The organism is Nonomuraea sp. JJY05 (genome assembly GCF_043496855.1).
Classification (GTDB): domain Bacteria; phylum Actinomycetota; class Actinomycetes; order Streptosporangiales; family Streptosporangiaceae; genus Nonomuraea.
This window is the reverse complement of record NZ_JBIEIS010000066.1, coordinates 14954-32175: the sequence shown is the minus strand read 5'-3', so window position 1 is coordinate 32175 and position 17222 is coordinate 14954. Positions and strand designations below refer to the sequence as shown.

General features: G+C 68.6%; 22 protein-coding genes. 13 read left to right on the top strand and 9 right to left on the bottom strand.

Features of this window, described 5'->3' with window-relative positions; translation table 11 throughout:
- The first annotated feature begins 129 nt into the window (after positions 1-129).
- The 9 genes from ACFKCF_RS56070 (at position 130) to ACFKCF_RS56030 (ending at position 8962) form a co-directional block, all read left to right on the top strand.
- Entirely contained in the window at positions 130-1497 is a 1368-nt protein-coding gene (locus tag ACFKCF_RS56070; protein ID WP_394504984.1) for an extracellular solute-binding protein, read from the top strand.
- An 80-nt stretch (positions 1498-1577) separates the two neighbouring features.
- Positions 1578-2444 (top strand): sugar ABC transporter permease, encoded by an 867-nt coding sequence (locus ACFKCF_RS56065; RefSeq protein WP_349453489.1) that lies wholly within the window; start codon positions 1578-1580, stop codon positions 2442-2444.
- A complete protein-coding gene (locus ACFKCF_RS56060; RefSeq protein ID WP_394504983.1) occupies positions 2444-3355 on the top strand; it encodes a carbohydrate ABC transporter permease in 912 nt (303 codons plus the stop codon). The genes ACFKCF_RS56065 and ACFKCF_RS56060 overlap by 1 nt, the downstream gene beginning before the upstream one ends.
- Positions 3355-4422: an ABC transporter ATP-binding protein gene (locus ACFKCF_RS56055; RefSeq protein WP_394504981.1), complete on the top strand. Its 1068-nt coding sequence runs from the start codon at positions 3355-3357 to the stop codon at positions 4420-4422. The genes ACFKCF_RS56060 and ACFKCF_RS56055 overlap by 1 nt, the downstream gene beginning before the upstream one ends.
- Positions 4422-5498 carry an ABC transporter ATP-binding protein gene (locus tag ACFKCF_RS56050; protein WP_394504978.1) on the top strand — a complete coding sequence of 359 codons (1077 nt, stop codon included), beginning with the start codon at positions 4422-4424 and terminating at the stop codon, positions 5496-5498. The genes ACFKCF_RS56055 and ACFKCF_RS56050 overlap by 1 nt, the downstream gene beginning before the upstream one ends.
- Before the next feature lie 35 nt (positions 5499-5533).
- Positions 5534-5698, top strand: coding sequence for a hypothetical protein (locus ACFKCF_RS56045; RefSeq protein WP_394504977.1), 165 nt, complete (start codon positions 5534-5536; stop codon positions 5696-5698).
- A gap of 76 nt (positions 5699-5774) precedes the next feature.
- Positions 5775-7235 carry an NAD-dependent succinate-semialdehyde dehydrogenase gene (locus ACFKCF_RS56040; protein WP_394504975.1) on the top strand — a complete coding sequence of 487 codons (1461 nt, stop codon included), beginning with the start codon at positions 5775-5777 and terminating at the stop codon, positions 7233-7235.
- Positions 7232-7672: an Ldh family oxidoreductase gene (locus tag ACFKCF_RS56035; RefSeq protein WP_394504972.1), complete on the top strand. Its 441-nt coding sequence runs from the start codon at positions 7232-7234 to the stop codon at positions 7670-7672. The genes ACFKCF_RS56040 and ACFKCF_RS56035 overlap by 4 nt, the downstream gene beginning before the upstream one ends.
- Before the next feature lie 51 nt (positions 7673-7723).
- Entirely contained in the window at positions 7724-8962 is a 1239-nt protein-coding gene (locus tag ACFKCF_RS56030; protein WP_394504970.1) for an iron-containing alcohol dehydrogenase, read from the top strand.
- A gap of 280 nt (positions 8963-9242) precedes the next feature.
- Here the strand turns inward: ACFKCF_RS56030 and ACFKCF_RS56025 are convergent, their stop codons facing one another.
- From ACFKCF_RS56025 to ACFKCF_RS55985, 9 genes are all read right to left on the bottom strand, one after another.
- A complete protein-coding gene (locus tag ACFKCF_RS56025; protein ID WP_394505029.1) occupies positions 9243-9506 on the bottom strand; it encodes a GNAT family N-acetyltransferase in 264 nt (87 codons plus the stop codon).
- A 220-nt stretch (positions 9507-9726) separates the two neighbouring features.
- A complete protein-coding gene (locus ACFKCF_RS56020; protein ID WP_394504967.1) occupies positions 9727-10626 on the bottom strand; it encodes a metal ABC transporter permease in 900 nt (299 codons plus the stop codon).
- On the bottom strand, positions 10623-11465 hold the full coding sequence (locus ACFKCF_RS56015; RefSeq protein ID WP_394504964.1) for a metal ABC transporter ATP-binding protein: 843 nt from the start codon (positions 11463-11465) through the stop codon (positions 10623-10625). The genes ACFKCF_RS56020 and ACFKCF_RS56015 overlap by 4 nt, the downstream gene beginning before the upstream one ends.
- Positions 11462-12259: a metal ABC transporter solute-binding protein, Zn/Mn family gene (locus tag ACFKCF_RS56010; protein ID WP_394504962.1), complete on the bottom strand. Its 798-nt coding sequence runs from the start codon at positions 12257-12259 to the stop codon at positions 11462-11464. The genes ACFKCF_RS56015 and ACFKCF_RS56010 overlap by 4 nt, the downstream gene beginning before the upstream one ends.
- A 392-nt stretch (positions 12260-12651) precedes the next feature.
- Positions 12652-12966 carry a hypothetical protein gene (locus ACFKCF_RS56005; RefSeq protein WP_394504959.1) on the bottom strand — a complete coding sequence of 105 codons (315 nt, stop codon included), beginning with the start codon at positions 12964-12966 and terminating at the stop codon, positions 12652-12654.
- A gap of 82 nt (positions 12967-13048) precedes the next feature.
- On the bottom strand, positions 13049-13744 hold the full coding sequence (locus ACFKCF_RS56000) for a TIGR03943 family putative permease subunit (protein WP_394504956.1): 696 nt from the start codon (positions 13742-13744) through the stop codon (positions 13049-13051).
- A complete protein-coding gene (locus ACFKCF_RS55995) occupies positions 13741-14748 on the bottom strand; it encodes a permease (protein WP_394504955.1) in 1008 nt (335 codons plus the stop codon). The genes ACFKCF_RS56000 and ACFKCF_RS55995 overlap by 4 nt, the downstream gene beginning before the upstream one ends.
- A gap of 91 nt (positions 14749-14839) precedes the next feature.
- Positions 14840-15067 (bottom strand): 30S ribosomal protein S18, encoded by a 228-nt coding sequence (rpsR, locus tag ACFKCF_RS55990; protein ID WP_185074864.1) that lies wholly within the window; start codon positions 15065-15067, stop codon positions 14840-14842.
- A complete protein-coding gene (locus ACFKCF_RS55985) occupies positions 15064-16206 on the bottom strand; it encodes a CobW family GTP-binding protein (RefSeq protein ID WP_394504952.1) in 1143 nt (380 codons plus the stop codon). Before ACFKCF_RS55985 ends, rpsR begins: the two co-directional genes overlap by 4 nt.
- Before the next feature lie 74 nt (positions 16207-16280).
- Between ACFKCF_RS55985 and rpmG the strand changes: the two genes are divergently transcribed.
- From rpmG to rpsN, 4 genes are read left to right on the top strand one after another with little or no spacing between them, the layout of a single operon-like run.
- Entirely contained in the window at positions 16281-16445 is a 165-nt protein-coding gene (gene rpmG / locus ACFKCF_RS55980; RefSeq protein ID WP_132630004.1) for a 50S ribosomal protein L33, read from the top strand.
- Positions 16442-16687: a type B 50S ribosomal protein L31 gene (locus ACFKCF_RS55975; RefSeq protein WP_394504950.1), complete on the top strand. Its 246-nt coding sequence runs from the start codon at positions 16442-16444 to the stop codon at positions 16685-16687. The genes rpmG and ACFKCF_RS55975 overlap by 4 nt, the downstream gene beginning before the upstream one ends.
- A complete protein-coding gene (gene rpmB / locus ACFKCF_RS55970; protein ID WP_364760581.1) occupies positions 16687-16923 on the top strand; it encodes a 50S ribosomal protein L28 in 237 nt (78 codons plus the stop codon). The genes ACFKCF_RS55975 and rpmB overlap by 1 nt, the downstream gene beginning before the upstream one ends.
- Positions 16923-17222 carry a 30S ribosomal protein S14 gene (gene rpsN / locus ACFKCF_RS55965; protein WP_394504948.1) on the top strand — a complete coding sequence of 100 codons (300 nt, stop codon included), beginning with the start codon at positions 16923-16925 and terminating at the stop codon, positions 17220-17222. The genes rpmB and rpsN overlap by 1 nt, the downstream gene beginning before the upstream one ends.

Sequence of the window (17222 nt, the reverse complement as noted above, 5' to 3'; positions counted from 1 at the left end):
ACGCCTGAACACCCCCAGCAACTGCTCGGCGAAGCACGCAGCAGGGCTCCAGAAGTCCCCACCCAGAAAGCAGGCAAGAAGATGCGGTATCCAAAGCGATTAGGACGACTGTCCGTTCCCGGTCGAAAGGTGCAGCTGGCGACGGCGGCCATGTTACTGGCCACGACCGTGGCGGCTTGCGGCGGCCAGGAGGGCAGCGCCCCCAAGGCGCCGGCGACCATCCCGGAGCTCACCAAGGATCCGCTGACCCTCAGCTTCATCTGGTTTGACTGGCCCCCCGCCCACGCGCTGGAAGCCTTCGCGAACGCCGAGTACACCAAGGAGCGGTCGAACGTGACCATCAAGGTCAAGACCGTGCCGAACGCGAACTGGCACGACGCGATGTTCACCCAGTTCGCCGCGCACAAGACCGACTTCGACATCCCGATCCTGGACTCGCAACACATCGGCGAGGCCGTGACGAACGGCAACATCCTCGACATCACCGACTTCGTCAAGAAGAACATCGACGTCAAGGCCTACAACCCGTACCTCCTGGCGGCCTACGGCCAGTTCCCCCAGGCGGAGACCGGGAAGCGCGACGAAAACGCCCCCCTGTACGGACTGCCGCTGCTCGGCGACACCTGGACGATGATCTACCGCAAGGACCTGATCGGCGACAAGCCACCGCAGACCTGGGACGAGATGATCTCAGTCGCCGAGAAGTGCCAGGCGGACCACCCTGGCGTCAGCGGGCTGGCTTTCCACCAGGCCAACGGTTCCGACGCCGCGGCCGTAACCTACAACACGGTCAACGGCGTCTACGGCGGCAACCTCTGGGACTCCAAGAAGCGCAAGATCCAGGGCGTCCTCAACGACACTGCGGGCCAGGAGGCGATGGACGTCCTGGTCAACAAGATGAAGCCGCTGACCGCCAAGGGCTCCGGCAACTGGTTCATCGACGAGGTGAACGCGGCGGTCGCCCAGGGCAAGGCATGCATCGCGTTCAACTGGATCGCCGCGAGCGGCGGCCTGCTCGACCCGAAGCAGTCGACCCTCGGCACCACGCGGGAGCAGATTCTCGACAAGCTGGGTTTCGCCCCTCTGCCGAGCCAGAAGACGAACCTGGTGCCTCTCGGCGGCATGGGGATGCACGTGTCGGCCTACTCCCCCAAGACGAACCAGGCGGAGGCCCTGAACTTCATGAAGTGGTTCGAGCGGGCTGACATCCAGAAGAAGTGGGCCGCGGCCGGTGGCGTGCCATCGCGGACGGACGCCCTGCAGTCGCCCGAGTTCCTCAATGCCCAGCCGTTCAACAAGGTGTACGCCGACTCGGTTCCGCGGATGCGGGACATGTGGAACGTGCCCGAGTACGCGCGCCTCGTCGACATTGAGAACACCAACGTGAACGCGGCTCTCAACGGCGCGAAGAAGCCGAAGGATGCGCTCGACGACATCGCCAAGGAGCAGCAGGGCGTGCTCGACTCCAGCAGCCGCAAGGGCGGCGGCGGACTGTGAGTGACCCCGCCCCTCTGACGACCGACCACCCCGGGCAGGTGGCGTCCGCGACGCCGCCTGCACCGGGTCGGTCCCGCCGCTTGAGCGACCGCTGGCTCGCCGTCGCCTTCATCTCCCCCGCGTTGCTGCTGTTGCTCGCAATGTCGGTGTTCCCGTTGCTGTGGGCGTTGTACCTGTCTTTCACCGACTACTCGGCCACCCGCGGGGGGCCCGCCCATTTCATCTGGTTCGAGAACTTCACCGCCATCCTGACTTCGGCGCAGGTCCACCTGAGGGCCTTGACGACGTTGATCTACGTGATCGGCGCGGTCACCCTGCAGACCGTGCTCGGTTTCGCCATCGCCTACCTGATCTCACGGCGTACGCACGGGCGAGGACTGCTGACCACACTGTTCCTGGTTCCGATGATGCTGTCGCCCGTCGTGGTCGGGCTGTTCTGGCGATTCATGCTCGACGCGCAATTCGGCGTGATCAACAGCATGCTCGGCTCGCTCGGCCTGGGGCAGGTGGAGTGGCTCACCCGGCAGCGAACGGCATTGATTTCCCTGATCGTGGTCGACACCTGGCAATGGACGCCGTTCATCATGCTCATCGCGCTCGCGGGCCTTACCGCGGTCCCCAAGTACTTGTACGAGGCCGCCTCGATCGACCGGGCGTCCGAGTGGTTCCGGTTCCGCACCATCACTCTTCCGCTGGTGTGGCCGCTGCTCCTCATTGCCGTGTTGTTCAGGGCCATCGAGGCCTTCCGGCTGTTCGACCTCGTCTACATCCTCACCAGCGGAGGTCCGGGGGTCTCCACCGAGACGTTGTCGTTCCACGTCTACAAGGTCGCGTTCCTGGGCTTCAACACCGGAACCGCCTCGGCGTACGGGATCCTCATGGTCCTCGTCGTCATGGTCCTCACGCAGCTCTACCTGCGCTACTTGAACAAGCTCAAGGAGGACTGATGGCCGTCTCCGTCGACGAGGCCGTGTCCACAGGTCCTGCCCGGGATCACACGCCCCCCGCGCGCCGCTTCGGCGGCCGGGGCCGCTCCGTGCTGGAGGTCGCGCTGCTGACCGTGCTGGCCGTCGTGATGCTCTTTCCGGCGCTGTGGATGATCGAGACATCCATCAAGGAGAACCGGGACGTCTACGCCATCCCGGCCAAGTTCTTCGACTTCAAGGTCACTATGGACCATTTCAAGGACGTGTTCGTCGCCTCCGGCGGCGGTCGTTCGACCTTGTCCGGCTCGTTCCTCAACTCCGTCGTGGTCGCCGGGGTCTCCACGGCGCTGGCCACCGTGCTGGGGGTCCCGGCGGCCTGGGCCTACTCACGCTTCGCCGTGAAGGCCAAGAAGGACCAACTGTTCTTCATCCTGTCCACCCGCTTCATGCCGCCCGTGGTGGTCGTGATCCCGATCTTCCTCATGTACCGCCAAGTCGGACTCATCGACACCAAGCTCGGCCTGATCCTCATCTACGCCGCGTTCAACGTCCCGTTCACGATCTGGATGATGAAGGGGTTCGTCGACGAGGTGCCCGCAGAGTACGAGGATGCCGCCATGCTCGACGGCTACACCCGCTTGCAGGCGTTCTGGCGATTTACCCTTCCCCTGCTCCTGCCCGGCATCGCCGCGACGGCGGTCTTCGCACTCATCTTCTCGTGGAACGAGTTCGTGTTCGCCATCTTCCTTACCTCCAGCGACAACGTGCGGACGGCCCCACCTGCCATCGCCGGCCTCATCGGTGGAACCACGGTGGACTGGGGTCTCGTGGCCGCCGCCTCCGTAGTGTTCGCCCTACCGGTGCTCGTCTTCGCCTACCTGGTGCGCAAGCACCTCGTCGCCGGTGTGACGCTCGGGGCGGTGCGACGCTGATGGCGGGCATCGAGGTGACCGCCCTGCACAAGCGCTACCCGGACGGGACGGTCGCAGTTGATCACGTGGACCTGTCCATCGGCGACGGCGAGCTGTTCGTGATGCTCGGCCCTTCGGGTTGCGGCAAGACGACCACGTTGCGGGCCATAGCCGGCCTGGAGAGGCAGACGACGGGCGACATCCGCATCGGCAACACGCTGGTCAACGACCTGCCGCCCGCCGAGCGCGACATCGCCATGGTGTTCCAGTTCTACGCTCTCTACCCGCATCTGAGAACCCGCGACAACCTGGCGTTCCCACTGCGGGCCGAGGGACTGCCCAAGGCGGAGGTGCGCGAGCGGGTCGACGAGGCCGCCCGGCTGATGCGGCTCGGTCCGCTCCTGGACCGGCGACCGCGCCGGCTGTCCGGCGGGGAGCAGCAGCGCGTCGCGCTTGCTCGCGCCCTGGTGCGACGACCGCGCGCATTCCTCATGGACGAACCTCTCACCAATCTGGACGCGGAGCTGAGGGCGGACATGCGCACGGAGATCAAGCACCTACAGGGGGAGCTGGGGACGACGATGGTCTACGTCACCCACGACCAAGTCGAGGCGATGTCGCTCGGTCACAGAATCGCCATCCTCAACAAGGGCCGCGTCGAGCAGATCGGCACGCCGCTGGAAGTCTACGACCGTCCGGCGAGTCTTTTCTGCGCCGCATTCATCGGCTCCCCGCCGATGAACCTGATTGAGGTGGAGGTGGCCGACGGGAAGCTGCGCAGTCAGGGCGGACTGGCCCTCACGCCGCCGCCAGGCCTGCCGCGCGACCGTTGCCTGGTCGCAGGCGTCCGGCCGGAGGCGCTGGAAGTCACAGAACCAGGGGCGGAACGTTCGGTCCCGGCCCGCGTGGTCTCGGCGGAGTGGCTGGGCGACGAAATCATCTACGTGGTTGACCACGGCGGCCAGCGCGACGTACGTGTTCGGATGCCACCGACTGTCCGTTTCGCCGCTGACGCACCGGTCGGGCTGCGGCACACCGGCGGGACCCCGGCGGTCTACGACGTGAGCACGGAAGAGCTGGTGGCCTGATGGGAACCGTGGCAGTGCACGGGCTGTGCAAGTCCTTCGGTAAAGTCCAGGCCCTGGACGGGGTGACGCTGGACGTGCCGGACGGATCGTTCTTCGTCGTGCTCGGACCCTCGGGGGCAGGCAAGACGACGACCCTGCGAGCGATCGCCGGCCTTGAGAAACTTGACGCCGGGTCGGTGCATCTGGACGGGAGGGACGCGACCGGTGACGCCCCGGCCGCACGCGACCTGGCCATGGTCTTCCAGAACTACGCCCTCTACCCGCGGCACACGGCGTACGAGAACATCGCTTCGCCGCTGCGGGCACGCCGCTGTTCTTCGAGCGATATCGCCGCTGCCGTCGAGCAGATCTCGAGCCTGCTGCACATCGAACGTCTGCTGCAGCGTCGTCCGGCGCAGTTGTCGGGCGGTGAGATGCAGCGTGTCGCCCTGGCCCGGGCGCTGGTCCGTCGCCCGCGCGCGTTTCTCATGGACGAGCCGCTGACGAACCTCGACCTCAAGCTCCGCGTCGAGATGCGCACCGAGCTCACCCGCATCCACCGAAGCCTCGGAGCAACCTTCGTCTACGTGACCAACGACCAGGTCGAGGCCCTGTCCATGGCCGACCAGGTCGCGGTCCTCAAGGAGGGGAAGGTGCAACAGGTCGGAACGCCGACCGAGGTGTACGAGCGTCCAGCCAACCAGTGGGTCGCGGGATTCGTCGGGAGCCCGCCGATCGGCCTGCTCGCCTGCCACGCCGAGGGAGATCGTCTGGTCGGGGCGGAAGGCTGGACGCTGCCGCGGCCCCGCTGGACCACGGCTGAGGACGGTCGTCCGCTGCTGCTGGGCCTGCGCGCGGAGGACCTGTCCGTCGAGCAGCGCGGGGACGCGTCGTTGTCGGGTGAGCTCTACGGGCTTGAGCCGCTCGGTGACCGAACGGTGGTCGACGTCCGAGTGGGGACGGAGATCCTCAAGGTCAAGGCACGAACCACCGTCACCGGTACGCCGGGCGAGCGGCTGCTTGTCACGGTCGACCTGGACCGTGCGCACCTGTTCGATGCGGGCACCGGGCTGGCGCTGTCCGAGGCCGGGAGGTAACCGCGCAGGGCTGCGACGTCGACATGCGCCCGCACGTGGCAATCGAGCCTCGGCGGACCGTCACCGGTGAGCACGGCCTGTCGACGCTGAAGCAGCCATGGCCCGAGAAGGCGATCGGTGGCGCGGGGCGTCGCCCTCCAGCCAGGGCCAAGGCCACGTTCGGCCCGCTCGGCAACCTCGACCCCGACGAGGTCGTGTGACCCGTTCGTCAACGCGCGTGGCGCGATCGCTGAGGTCACGCTGGACATCACCAAGAACATCACAGGAGGCGACGCAATGAGCGACCCGATGAACGTCCTGGCCCCCGAGCATCGGCGGCTCCGGATCGGCGGCGCCTGGCGCGACGCCGCCAGCGGAGCCACCTTTGGCGTCGAGGACCCGGCCACCGGCAAGACCATCGCCGAGGTGGCGGACGCCGACGTCGTTGACGGGCTCGCCGCTCTGGACGTGGCGAGCAAGGCAATGGCGGAGTGGGCGGCGACCCCGCCGCGAAAACGGTCAGAGTTGTTGACCGCGACGTACCGGGCACTGACCGAGCGATCCGAGGAGGTCGCCCGGCTGATAACGCTCGAGATGGGAAAGCCGCTCGCCGAGGCCCGGGGAGAGGTGGCCTACGGCGCCGAGTTCTTCCGTTGGTTCGCCGAGGAGGCGGTGCGCGTCGAGGGGCGCTACAACACCGCTCCCGCTGGTGGATATCGCATCCTCACCGTGCCGAAGCCGGTCGGACCGTGCGTCTTCGTGACGCCCTGGAACTTTCCGTTGGCCATGGGCGCCCGCAAGATCGCTCCTGCGCTGGCGGCGGGCTGCACGACGATCACCAAGCCGGCAGCCCAGACGCCCCTCACCATGCTGTTGCTGGCCCGCATCATGGAGGAGGTCGGCGTTCCCCCGGGCGTCGTCAACGTCGTGACAACCAAGCGTGCCGGCGAGGTGGTCTCAGCACTGCTGGCCGACCGTCGGACCCGCAAGCTTTCGTTCACCGGGTCGACCGAGGTCGGGCGCGTGCTGCTACGACAGGCGGCGGACAACGTGCTGCGCACCTCCATGGAACTGGGCGGCAACGCGGCTCTGATCGTGTGCGCCGACGCGGACCTGGACGTCGCGCTCGACGGTGCCATGGTGGCCAAGATGCGCAACATCGGGGAGTCCTGCATCGCGGCCAACCGAATCTACGTCGAGGAGCCGGTGCGCGAGGAGTTCACGGCGCGCTTCGCCGAGCGGATGGGCGCGCTCTCGGTGGGCCATGGTCTCGACGACGGCGTGGACGTCGGGGCGTTGATCGACGAGGCCTCGGTAACCAAGATCGACGAGCTCGTCGCCGACGCGGTCAATCGCGGCGCCCGTGTCCTGGTGGGCGGCGAGCGTCCGGATGGGCCGGGCCACTTCTACCCGCCTACGGTCCTCGTCGACGTGCCCGAGGACGCGCGGATGCTGGAGGCGGAAATCTTCGGCCCGGTGGCGCCGATCATCTCGTTCACGTCCGACGACGAGGTGATGGCGAAGGCCAACGACACCGAGCACGGCCTGGTCGCATACGTCTTCACCCGTGACCTCCAACGGGCGCTCCGGTTCACCGAGGGGCTGGAGACGGGGATGCTCGGTATCAACCGTGGTCTGATCTCGGACCCGTCGGCTCCGTTCGGAGGCGTGAAGCAGTCCGGGATCGGCAAGGAGGGGTCGCACGAGGGCATCCTTGAGTATCTCGACGTCACCTACGCGGCGATCGACCTACCGTGACCGGCCTGCTGCTCCGGGAGCCCGCCGAGGATCACCGCGCCCTGTGCGCACATGACCTGACCGGCCTCCACCCGTGGGGCGCGACCCGGGCCATGGTCGGCACGAATCCGCCGGCACCCGGGGGCGCCGTCGACTCCGCCGGTGTGCGCGCCACAGACCCGGCCGCGGCGGTGGATGGGGCGATCAGCCCTTTCGACGGTCCCAAAGGCTACGCACTCGGGCTCATGATCGAGGTGCTGGTCGCGACCTTGACTCATACCGCCCTTGGCGACGATGTCCGCGGGACCCTCGACCCGACCGACCCGCCCACCAAGGGCGACGTCTTCATCGCGACGGACCCGAGGGCGCCCGGGCACGATCGAGTCTGGGGGCCCGGCGCGCACGCCTGCGCCACCCGGCAGCCAACCTTGCCGACGCCGTCCCGGTCTAGCAGGTGACCTGGACGTCCGCCCAGCAAATCACCGCCGACGTTCCAGAGAGGCACTGACATGCTTGAGACCGTCCGCGGACCACGCCAGCTGATAGTGGGCGAAGGGGTCGCGCAGAACATCCCACGAGTGGTGGCCGAGTGTGGCTCGCGAGTCCTCATCGTGACCGACCGGGTTCTTCTGGGGCAGCCGGGCGTGGCCGAGATCGTGGCCGCCGTGCGGGAGAAGGTCGAAGTCGTCGGGGTGTTTGCCGACGCGACTCCGGACGTGCCGCTCGCCGATGTCGCCCTGGCCGTCTCGGTCGCCGCAGAGGTGGACGCCGACGTGATCCTCGCCATCGGGGGTGGCACTGTGATCGACCTCGCCAAAATCGTCGGCGTCATCCGGTGCCACGGTGGGACGCCGCGCGACTTCTACGGCGAGTCGAAGGTGCCGGGGCCGACGATTCCTCTCGTCGCGGTCCCGACGACGTCAGGCACCGGCTCCGAGCTCACGCCCGTCTCGGTGTTGACCGACCCCGACCGCGAGCTGAAGGTGGGGGTCTCCAGCGTCCACATCGTGCCCGACTTCGCCATCGTCGACCCCGAGCTCACCTACACCTGCCCTGCGACCGTCACTGCCCACTCCGGCATCGACGCGTTCTGTCACGCGGTGGAGAGCTACACCGCGCGACCCCGGGCCCACGGACCGCGCGACCCGGTGGAGCAGGTCTTCCTCGGCCGCAACCCGATCACCGATCACTACGCGCTCCTGGCCGCGGAGCGGATCGCCCGCAGCTTGCCCCATGTCGTCAGGGACGGAGGCGACAAGGACGCGCGCGCGGACATGTCCTATGGGTCCGTGCTGGCCGGGCTCGCGTTTTCCCACGCAGGCAACGCGGCTCCGCACGCCCTCCAATACCCCATCGGCGCAGCCACCCACACCCCGCACGGCCTGGGCGTCGGGCTGCTGCTGCCCTACGCGCTGGACGCGGCCAGGGATGCCATCGGCGACCGGTTGGCCATCCTTGCCGGGGTGTGCGGGCTCGACGTGACCGACGCCTCGGATGCCGAGGCCGCAGATACGTTCCTCATCTGGCTCGACGGGCTCCTTGCCGACATCGGCATCCCTACCACCTTGGCGGACATCGGCGTGGCACGCGCCGACCTCCCGCGCTTCGCGGAGATGGCCAGTGGCGTCACCCGCTTGATCCAGAACCATCCAGGCCCGACCGACACCGCCAGCCTGACCGCGATCCTCGAAGCGGCCTGGCTCGGGGACCGGACCCGACACGTCCTGACTCCGGAGCAGAGACAGTGACGGGCCTTTCACATGACGACGAGTTCGCTGCCCCACCCTGGGTATCGGAATTGTCGGCTACGCCTTAATGGAAGCCTGGGGGTGCCCGAAACTCGGCTGTTGACCTGGGGGTTTGGCGTTTCAGCGTTGGCAGGCATGATCGCGTCCATGGCGCTACGGCTGGTTTATCTCATCTTCGTTGGGCAGAGCAAGGCCGGGAGTCGGTGACGGCCTGCCGCCAGGCTCTGGTCATGGGGTGCCGGATCGCGATCTATATCCGAGGCGGCTCCAGGGCACGGGCTCAGAGCGGGACCTCGAAGTGGACGGTCCGGAAGCGGGACGGATCGCCGTCCCGGTCGTCGTGGATCGGGACGGCGACCGACCTCCAGAAGAGCTCGGCGCCCTCGACACGGCCATCGGTGTGCAGGTAGAGGCGGGTGTAGCCGGGAGTAGATGCGACGTGTGCGCATGCCCGCTTCACCAGTTTGCGGGCGAGGCCCTGGCGGCGGTGCGCCGGTCGTACGTAAGCCCGGAACAGCTGGGCGGTGCTGCCCGCCGCCGCCAGGCGGGGTGCTGCGCCAGCGGGCGGTCACCGGGAGGCTCGGGGGTACGGCGGCGCCGCAGCCGCTGGGCGACGCGGTGGGACCCGCGCCGCCGCCAGCACGGTGCGGTGGCACGTGATGCCGGCGCTGCTGATCGTCGTGGCCGCAGCAGAGGTAAGCGTCTTGACGATGGTGTTGGTGAGCGTGGGTTGGACGGTGACGACCGGGCCGTTTCGGTGTCCGTCAGACCGTCGCCGATACCGCCGATCTGTCGCCCCAGCCGGCGCGCATACGCAGGGCGCCGATGGCGCGGCAGGCCAGATAGAACGTGAACGAGATGGTGGTGACGTAGGGGCTGATCGGGATGCTGCTGCCCAGGGCGAGCAGGATGCCGCCGACCATGGAGGTGACGGCGAAGGCGACGCTGAGCAGCGGCACCAGGCGGGGTGAGGCGGTGACGCGCATGGCGGCCGCGGCCGGGGTGACGAGCAAGGCCAGCACGAGCAGCGCTCCTACGACCTGGATGGAGACGGAGACGGCCAAGCCCAGGATGAGGGTGAAGGCGGGCGACAGCGCGCGTACCGGCACGCCGCGCGCGGCGGCGACTTCGGGGTCGACGCTGGCGAAGGCGAGAGGCCGCCAGACGACGGCGAGCGCGACGAGCGTGATGGCGCTGGTGCCGAGCAGCCAGGTCATCTGCGGAGTGTCCACGGCGACGATCTGCCCGGTGAGCAGGCCGAACTTGTTGGCCGCCCGGCCCTTGTACAGCGCCAGGAACAGCACGCCCAGCCCCAGGCCGAAGGGCATCAGAACGCCGATGACCGAGTTGCGGTCGCGGGCGCGGATCCCGAGGGCACCGATCACCAGGGCGGCGAGGATCGACCCGGCCAGCGATCCGGCGGCGACGTTGACGCCGACCAGTAACGCGGCCGAGGCGCCGGCGAACGACAGCTCGGCGATGCCGTGCACGGCGAAGGCCAGGTCCCGCATCATCACCACGACGCTGATGAGCCCACCCACGATGCCGAGCACCGCGCCGGCGATGAGGGAGTTGGTGACCAGCGCCAGCAGCTCGCCGTAGTTGTCATGGTTGAAGATCTGGCCCCAGATGCCGGGGTCATCGGCGACCACGTGGACGATCACGATGTCTCGCCGCCATGATCATAGGAACCGGGGGCGCCGACCACCACGAATCTGTCCCGCGCCCGGATCACCTCGACAGGGCTGCCGTACAGCTCGGACAGGACGGCCGAGGTCATGACCTCCGCGGGTGGTCCGATCCGGAAGCGTCCCCCGGCCAGGTAGAGCACCCGGTCGACATAGCCCAGGATCGGATTGATCTCGTGGGTGACGAACAGCACCGCGGTGCCGTGTTCCCGCCGCCGCTGGTCTACCAGGGCGGCCACCGCCTGCTGGTGGTTGAGGTCCAGCGACAGTAGTGGTTCGTCGCAGAGCAGGAGGATCGGGTCGGTTGCCAGGGCCTGGGCGATGCGCACGCGCTGTTGTTCGCCGCCCGACAGCAGGCTCAGCGGTAGATCGGCGTACGGCGCGGCGCCCACTGCGGTGAGCAGTTCCTCCACGCGTCGCCGGAGGCGCCCGCCGCCGAGCGGCAGTCCCCAACGGTGCCCGTCGATGCCCAGCCGCACCAGGTCGCGCGCCCGCAATGGGGTGTGCGCGGCCACTGACCGGTGCTGGGGGATGTACCCGATCAGATTGCTTCCTCGACGGGGCGGTCGGCCGTCGATCAGCAACTTGCCCGCCGAGAGCGTTTGCTGACCGAGCAGGGCGCGCAGGAGGCTGGTCTTGCCGGAGCCGTTCGGGCCGAGCACCGCGATGAACTCTCCGGGTCGCACATCGAGGTCGAGGTCCTGCCAGAGGACGCGCTGCCCGTACGCGAGCATCGCGCCCTGGAGGCTGAGGACGGTTGCGCCGGATGCCTTGAGCCCCGGTTCGATGGGTGACACGGCGGTGTGCTCGGTCATCGGCCCAGAGCCTTGTCGAGGGTGTCGAGGTTGCCGGTCATCCAGCCGACGTAGTCCTTGCCGGCCGGCAGGGTCTCGGTGACAGGCACCACCGGGATGCCGTTGTCGGTGGCGGCCTGCACGACCTTCTCGGTCTGCGGTCCCGCCGTTTGCTCGTTGTAGACCAGGGCCTGGACCTTCTTGCCGCTGAACAGGGCGAGGGTCTCAGCCAGGACCTTGGGGGAGACGTCGTCGCCCTCCTCGATCGCCTCGGCGAACTCTTCGGGCGTGGCGTTCACCAGGCCACAGGCCTCCAGCAGGTAGCCGGGTACTGGCTCGGTGATGGCCACGGCCGTGCCCTTGGCGGTCTTGGCGACGTCTGCTTCCTGGCCCTGGAGGGTCGCGAGCTTCTGCTTGAAGGCTTCGGCGTTGGCCGTGAAGGCGGCGGCGTCAGCGGTGTCGGCCTTGCCCAGTGCGGTGGAGATCTGGTCGGCCAGTTTTGCCATGGAAGGGAAGTCGTACCAGACGTGTTCGTTGAGTTCGCCGCCGGTCGGGGCGGTCTTGCCGGAGATGGTGACGGCGTTGAGGAGTTGGGCCGAGGGGTTGTTCGCGGCTTTGAGCATGGTGTCGACGAAGTCGTCGTATCCGCCGCCGTTCTCGATGACGAGCTTGGCCTTGGACAGGGCGAGCTGGTTCTGCGTGTTGGCCTCGTAGGAGTGCGGATCCTGCTCGGGGTCGGTGATGATCGAGGTCACCTGGACCTTGTCGCCGCCGATCTGCTTGGCGATATCGCCGTACACGTTGGTCGAAGCCACGACCGTGATCGGCGCAGACATCGTTGCGGAGGCATCAGCGCTGGGTGTCGAAGGGGGCGAGGAGGATCCGCAAGCCGCCAGGACCAACGAAGCCAAGCCGGCCAGGGCGAACAGTGACGGGCGGCTTAGAGGAAGGTACATACCGATCCTAAGGGGAAATGATAATGATTTTCAGTTTAATCTAGCACTGGTCCTGGAAGCAGCGCCAGAGTTTGGATATCCATGGACAAGGTGGCCTTGGGGACACGTGATGCTCGGGGCATGCGCAGTGGGGGACCGTAGGCGGTCGATCGTCGCGTCGCCCTGCGCGGTGGTGCGGGTGACCATGCCGCCGGTGCCGGCCGCGATCGCCACCGCGGGCCGCCGGCGGATTCATGCCGGCGTCCGTTCGTCTACTCGTACGGCTCGGCGGGCGCAGCTATCGGATCGACCTTGGGGACGGGTTCGCGTCCGATCAGCCGTGCCAGGTGCGCCTCCTCGACGATGCGGGCGCGCGTGAGCTCCGCTTGGCGCGCTATGCGGATGCCCCTCAAGCGGTCTTGCGCCAGGGTGGCCACCGCCAGGATGACCAGCACCACGCCCGATGTGATCAGCAGGGGCCGGAACCCCGGCTTGACGTAGTTGGCAAAGTCCGTGGAGAAGGCGGAGATCTTCAACAGCGCCCCGCCGAGCAGGAGGAGAAGCAGGCTCTGCGATACCCGTTTCACTGGCTGCGCCTTCCTGCGCTGAAGGCGCGATCTTGGAGGCGGAGGGGGACCCGTATGACGATGGCCGGTTGGTCGAGCCGACTCATTCGTAGGGTTCCGCCGGTTGCTGGACGGCGGTCACAGTTGCAGCGGTCATCGCGGGGGCCGCGTAATCGTGGGGGATGCCGTGCTTCCAGGGGATCCACGTGCCCGTGACCTCCACCCAGGAGTTCTCCTTGGGCGCGGGAGCGCCTTCCACGGCGACCTTCATGGCGAATGCGTCCGCGGCGCAGCAGCTGATCCGCATCCTGGTGACGTACCAGTGCCTGCCGGTCCTCGGCAGCGTGACGAAGCCGGTCAGCCGGACGCCCGTGCCCGCCAGGGACAGGCCCGACGGTGTGTACGCGCGCCCGATGAACTCGCTCAGCGTCAGCCCGGTCACCTGGCCGCCGGTGAGCGGGCGATAGGCGGCGGTCCGCAGCGGTGCTGGGGCGCCGTCATCACGCCCGGCCGCAAAGGAGCCGAGCGCGGGAGGGGCGATCAGGACCAGGGCGAACACCGGCACGGCGAGCAGCCAGGCCACGCGATGGCCGTGCCCGGTCCCGTGCGCGTCGGCCCGGCCGAGCCATTCCTGGGCGACGGACAGCAGCCCGAGGGCTGCAAGCACCACGCCGGCCGCGATGATGAGCGGTCGGAAGCCGGGTCTGACGTAGTTGACGTACGTCGCGGAGAAGGCGGAGATGCTCAGCAACGTCGCGCCGAGCGTCAGCAGCAGGGCCCCCTGCGTCTGACGCCTCACAGCAGCGCCCAGCCCGCGACGAAACTGACGCCGATCGCCAGCCCGAGCGTGAGAGGAGCGAAGCGCCAGGCGAACGCGCGGCCGAAGGTACCCGCCTGGAGCGCGATGAGCTTCAGGTCGACCATCGGCCCCACCACGAGGAACGCCAGCTTGGCCGTCGGGGAGAACGCGGTGAGCGAGGCGGCCACGAACGCGTCGGCCTCCGAGCAGATCGACAGCAGCACCGCCAGGAACGCCAGCACCAGCACCGACACCACCGGCACCCCGGCCACCGCGGTCAGCCATGCGCGGGGGATCGCCACGTTCAGCGTCGCCGCCGCCAGGGCGCCGACGACCAGGAACCCGCCGGCATGCATCAGGTCGTGCCGCATCGCGTCCAGGAAGGCGCTCCACCTGCCCTGCCCGTGCGAGACCCGGCGGCGAGGGGCCGGGAGCCACGCGGCCCGCCCGAACCGGGCCCAGATCCACCCGGCCAGCACGGCCACCGTCAGCGAAGCGCCGAACCGCGCGACCACCATCGCGGGGTCGTCGGGGAAGGCCACCGCGGTGGCCACCAGCACCACCGGGTTGATCGCCGGCGAGGCCAGCAGGAACGCCAGCGCCGCGGGCGGCGCCACACCCCGAGCCATCAGCCCCGAGGCCACCGGCACCGACGCGCACTCGCAACCTGGCAGCACCGCACCGGCCACTCCGGCCACCGGCACCGCCGCGTAGGTGCGGCGGGGCAGTGCCCGGGTCCAGAACGACGCGGGCACGAACGCGGTGATGGCCGCCGACAGCGCCACCCCGAACACCAGGAACGGCAGCGCCTGCACGCACACCGCCACGAACACGGTCGCCCAGGTCTGTAGCGCCGGAGCCGTCAGATATGGCGCAAGCAGGAACCGGCCCGCCGCCAGCAAGGCCACCAGGACGATGAACGCCCACGGCAGCCGGATCCCGCCGGTGTCCCGGCCCTGCCCGGAATGGGGCGCGAGGTGGTCGGTCGTGCTTGTCTCGGTCATCGCTCTCCCCGCCCGTGCTGGCAGCAGAGTAGCGGTTCACGCTGCGACGACAGGGCAGTGTCGACTGCTTTTGGTGGGTTCGGCGATCGGGTCAGGCGTCGGGCCGGGAAGTGTAGGGGAGCAGGGCCATCTCCCGAGCGTTCTTGATGGCCTTGGCGATCTGGCGCTGCTGCTGCACGGTGACGCCGGTGACGCGGCGGCTGCGGATCTTGCCCCGGTCGGAGACGAACTTGCGCAGCAGGTTGGTGTCCTTGTAGTCGATGCGGTCGACGTACAGGAGTGGGTTGGGCTTCTTGCGCGGGGTGCGGCGGTTCTTCATGCGTTCTCCTTGATGGTGAGGATGGGGGCGAACGGGTCGTCGTAGCCGGCCCAGGCGTCCGGGCCTGCTGCTTCCTCCGCCTCGGTGAGCAGGCAGGAGTCGAGCAGGGCGCGGAAGCGGGCGGGATCGAGGTCGGGGCCGGTGAAGACGAGGTGCTGGACGCGGTCGCCGCGCTCGGGGTGCCAGTCCAGGGCGGCGGCGAGGCGGCGGGCGGGGGAGACCAGGTCCCAGGCGGCTTCGGGCAGAGCGGCCAGCCAGGGGCCGGCGTCCTCGACCGAGACGATGCCGGCGACGGCGTCCCAGGCCAGCAGTTGGCCGGGCCGGGTGGCCAGCCAGAAGCGGCCGCGTGAGCGTACGGACTCGGTGACCAGCTCGTCGACGGCCTCGAACAGGCGGGCCGGATGCAGCGGGCGGCGGCTGCGCCAGACGGCGGTGACGATCTCGTCGGTCTGGGTGTCGCAGGGCAGTTGGGCGGTGGCCGGGTCGACACGTTCGGCCAGCTCGCCGGTGCACACGGCGGCGCCGGTGACCGGCGGCAGGCAGGACACGGTGTGGATCGGGGTGACGGGGGCGAGGTGGGCGAGGACCGCGCGGGACAGTTCGTGGTCGTCTTCGTCGCCGCCGTGCAGGACCAGGCCGGTGGGGTATTCGAGCTGGCGGGCCAGGACCTCGGCGAGGTAGCGCTGGTCACCGGCGGCCGCGGGTTTGCCTACCTCGATGAGGCGTTCGCCGCTGGTGATGTCGTCGGGCATGGCCTCGGCGTCCAGCGCGGTGAGTACGGCGGTGAGCCGCAGGATGTCGTGGGCTTCGGCGGAGTCTACGGCCTCGGCCACCGATCGGGGCTCCACCGAGTCCCACAGGTCAGCGATCAGCAAAGGTGCGCCGGGCGCCAGCAGGACGAGCTGGGGCAGGAGGTCCTCGCGCACGGTGCAGGTGACGCAGCCGTGCGCGAGCCGTATGTCGGCGGTGTCCAGCACGCGTGTCGCGTCGCGGACGGTGCGGCGGACGCATCCCCGGGCGACGTCGCTCAGGTCGTGGTGGACGGCGAGCGATCCCTGGTGCTCGGCGAGCAGCCGTTCGACGGTGGCGGCGCGGGCCGTGCCGTGCAGGCCCGCGACGAGGACGACGGGGGTGGACACTGACGCCTCCAGGAGTTGAAGTGAAAACCGTTTTCGTTATCATTGCATGGCTTCGCCAGTGGAAAGGAACCGCTTTGGCCAGAAATGAGGTGCGCCCCGTGATCAAGCTGCGATCCACGGCAGGCACCGGATACACCTACGTGACCAGGAAAAGCCGCAGGAACACCCCCGACCGGCTCACCCTGCGCAAGTACGACCCGACCATCCGACAGCACGTGCTGTTCCGGGAGGAGCGATGAAGAAGGGCATCCACCCCGACTACCGCCCGGTTGTCTTCCGCGACCCCGGGGCGGACTTCGCGTTCCTCACCCGGTCCACGATCACGAGCGACAAGACGATCGAGTGGACTGACGGCAACACCTACCCGGTCGTGGACGTCGACGTGTCCTCGGCCAGCCACCCCTTCTACACCGGCCGCAACCGCGTCCTGGACACCGCGGGCCGCGTCGAGCGGTTCAACCAGCGCTACGGAAGGACCTGATGTCCGCGCACTGTCAGCTCACCGGCGTCAAGCCGGTCTTCGGCAACAACGTCTCCCACTCCCACCGCCGCACCCGGCGGCGCTGGGATCCCAACATTCAGCAGCGCCGCTACTGGCTGCCCGGCGAGGGCCGCTACGTCCGGCTCACGCTCAGCGCCCGGGCGATCAAGACGATCGACCGGATCGGCATCGACAGGGCGATCGCGCAGATCCGGGCCCGGGGAGAGAAGATCTGATGGCCAAGAAGAGCAAGATCGCCGCCAACGAGCGGCGCAAGGCCGTGGTCCAGCGCTACGCCGCACGCCGGGCGGAGCTGAAGGAGCTCATCCGTACCGGCACTCCGCAGGAGCGGGCGCAGGCCGTACGGGAGCTCAACCGACAGCCGCGCGACGCCAGCGCCACCCGCGTGCGCAACCGCGACTCCGTCGACGGCCGTCCCCGCGGGCACCTCACCAAGTTCGGGCTCTCCCGCGTCCGCTTCCGCGAGATGGCCCACCGCGGCGAACTGCCCGGCATCACGAAGGCGAGCTGGTAG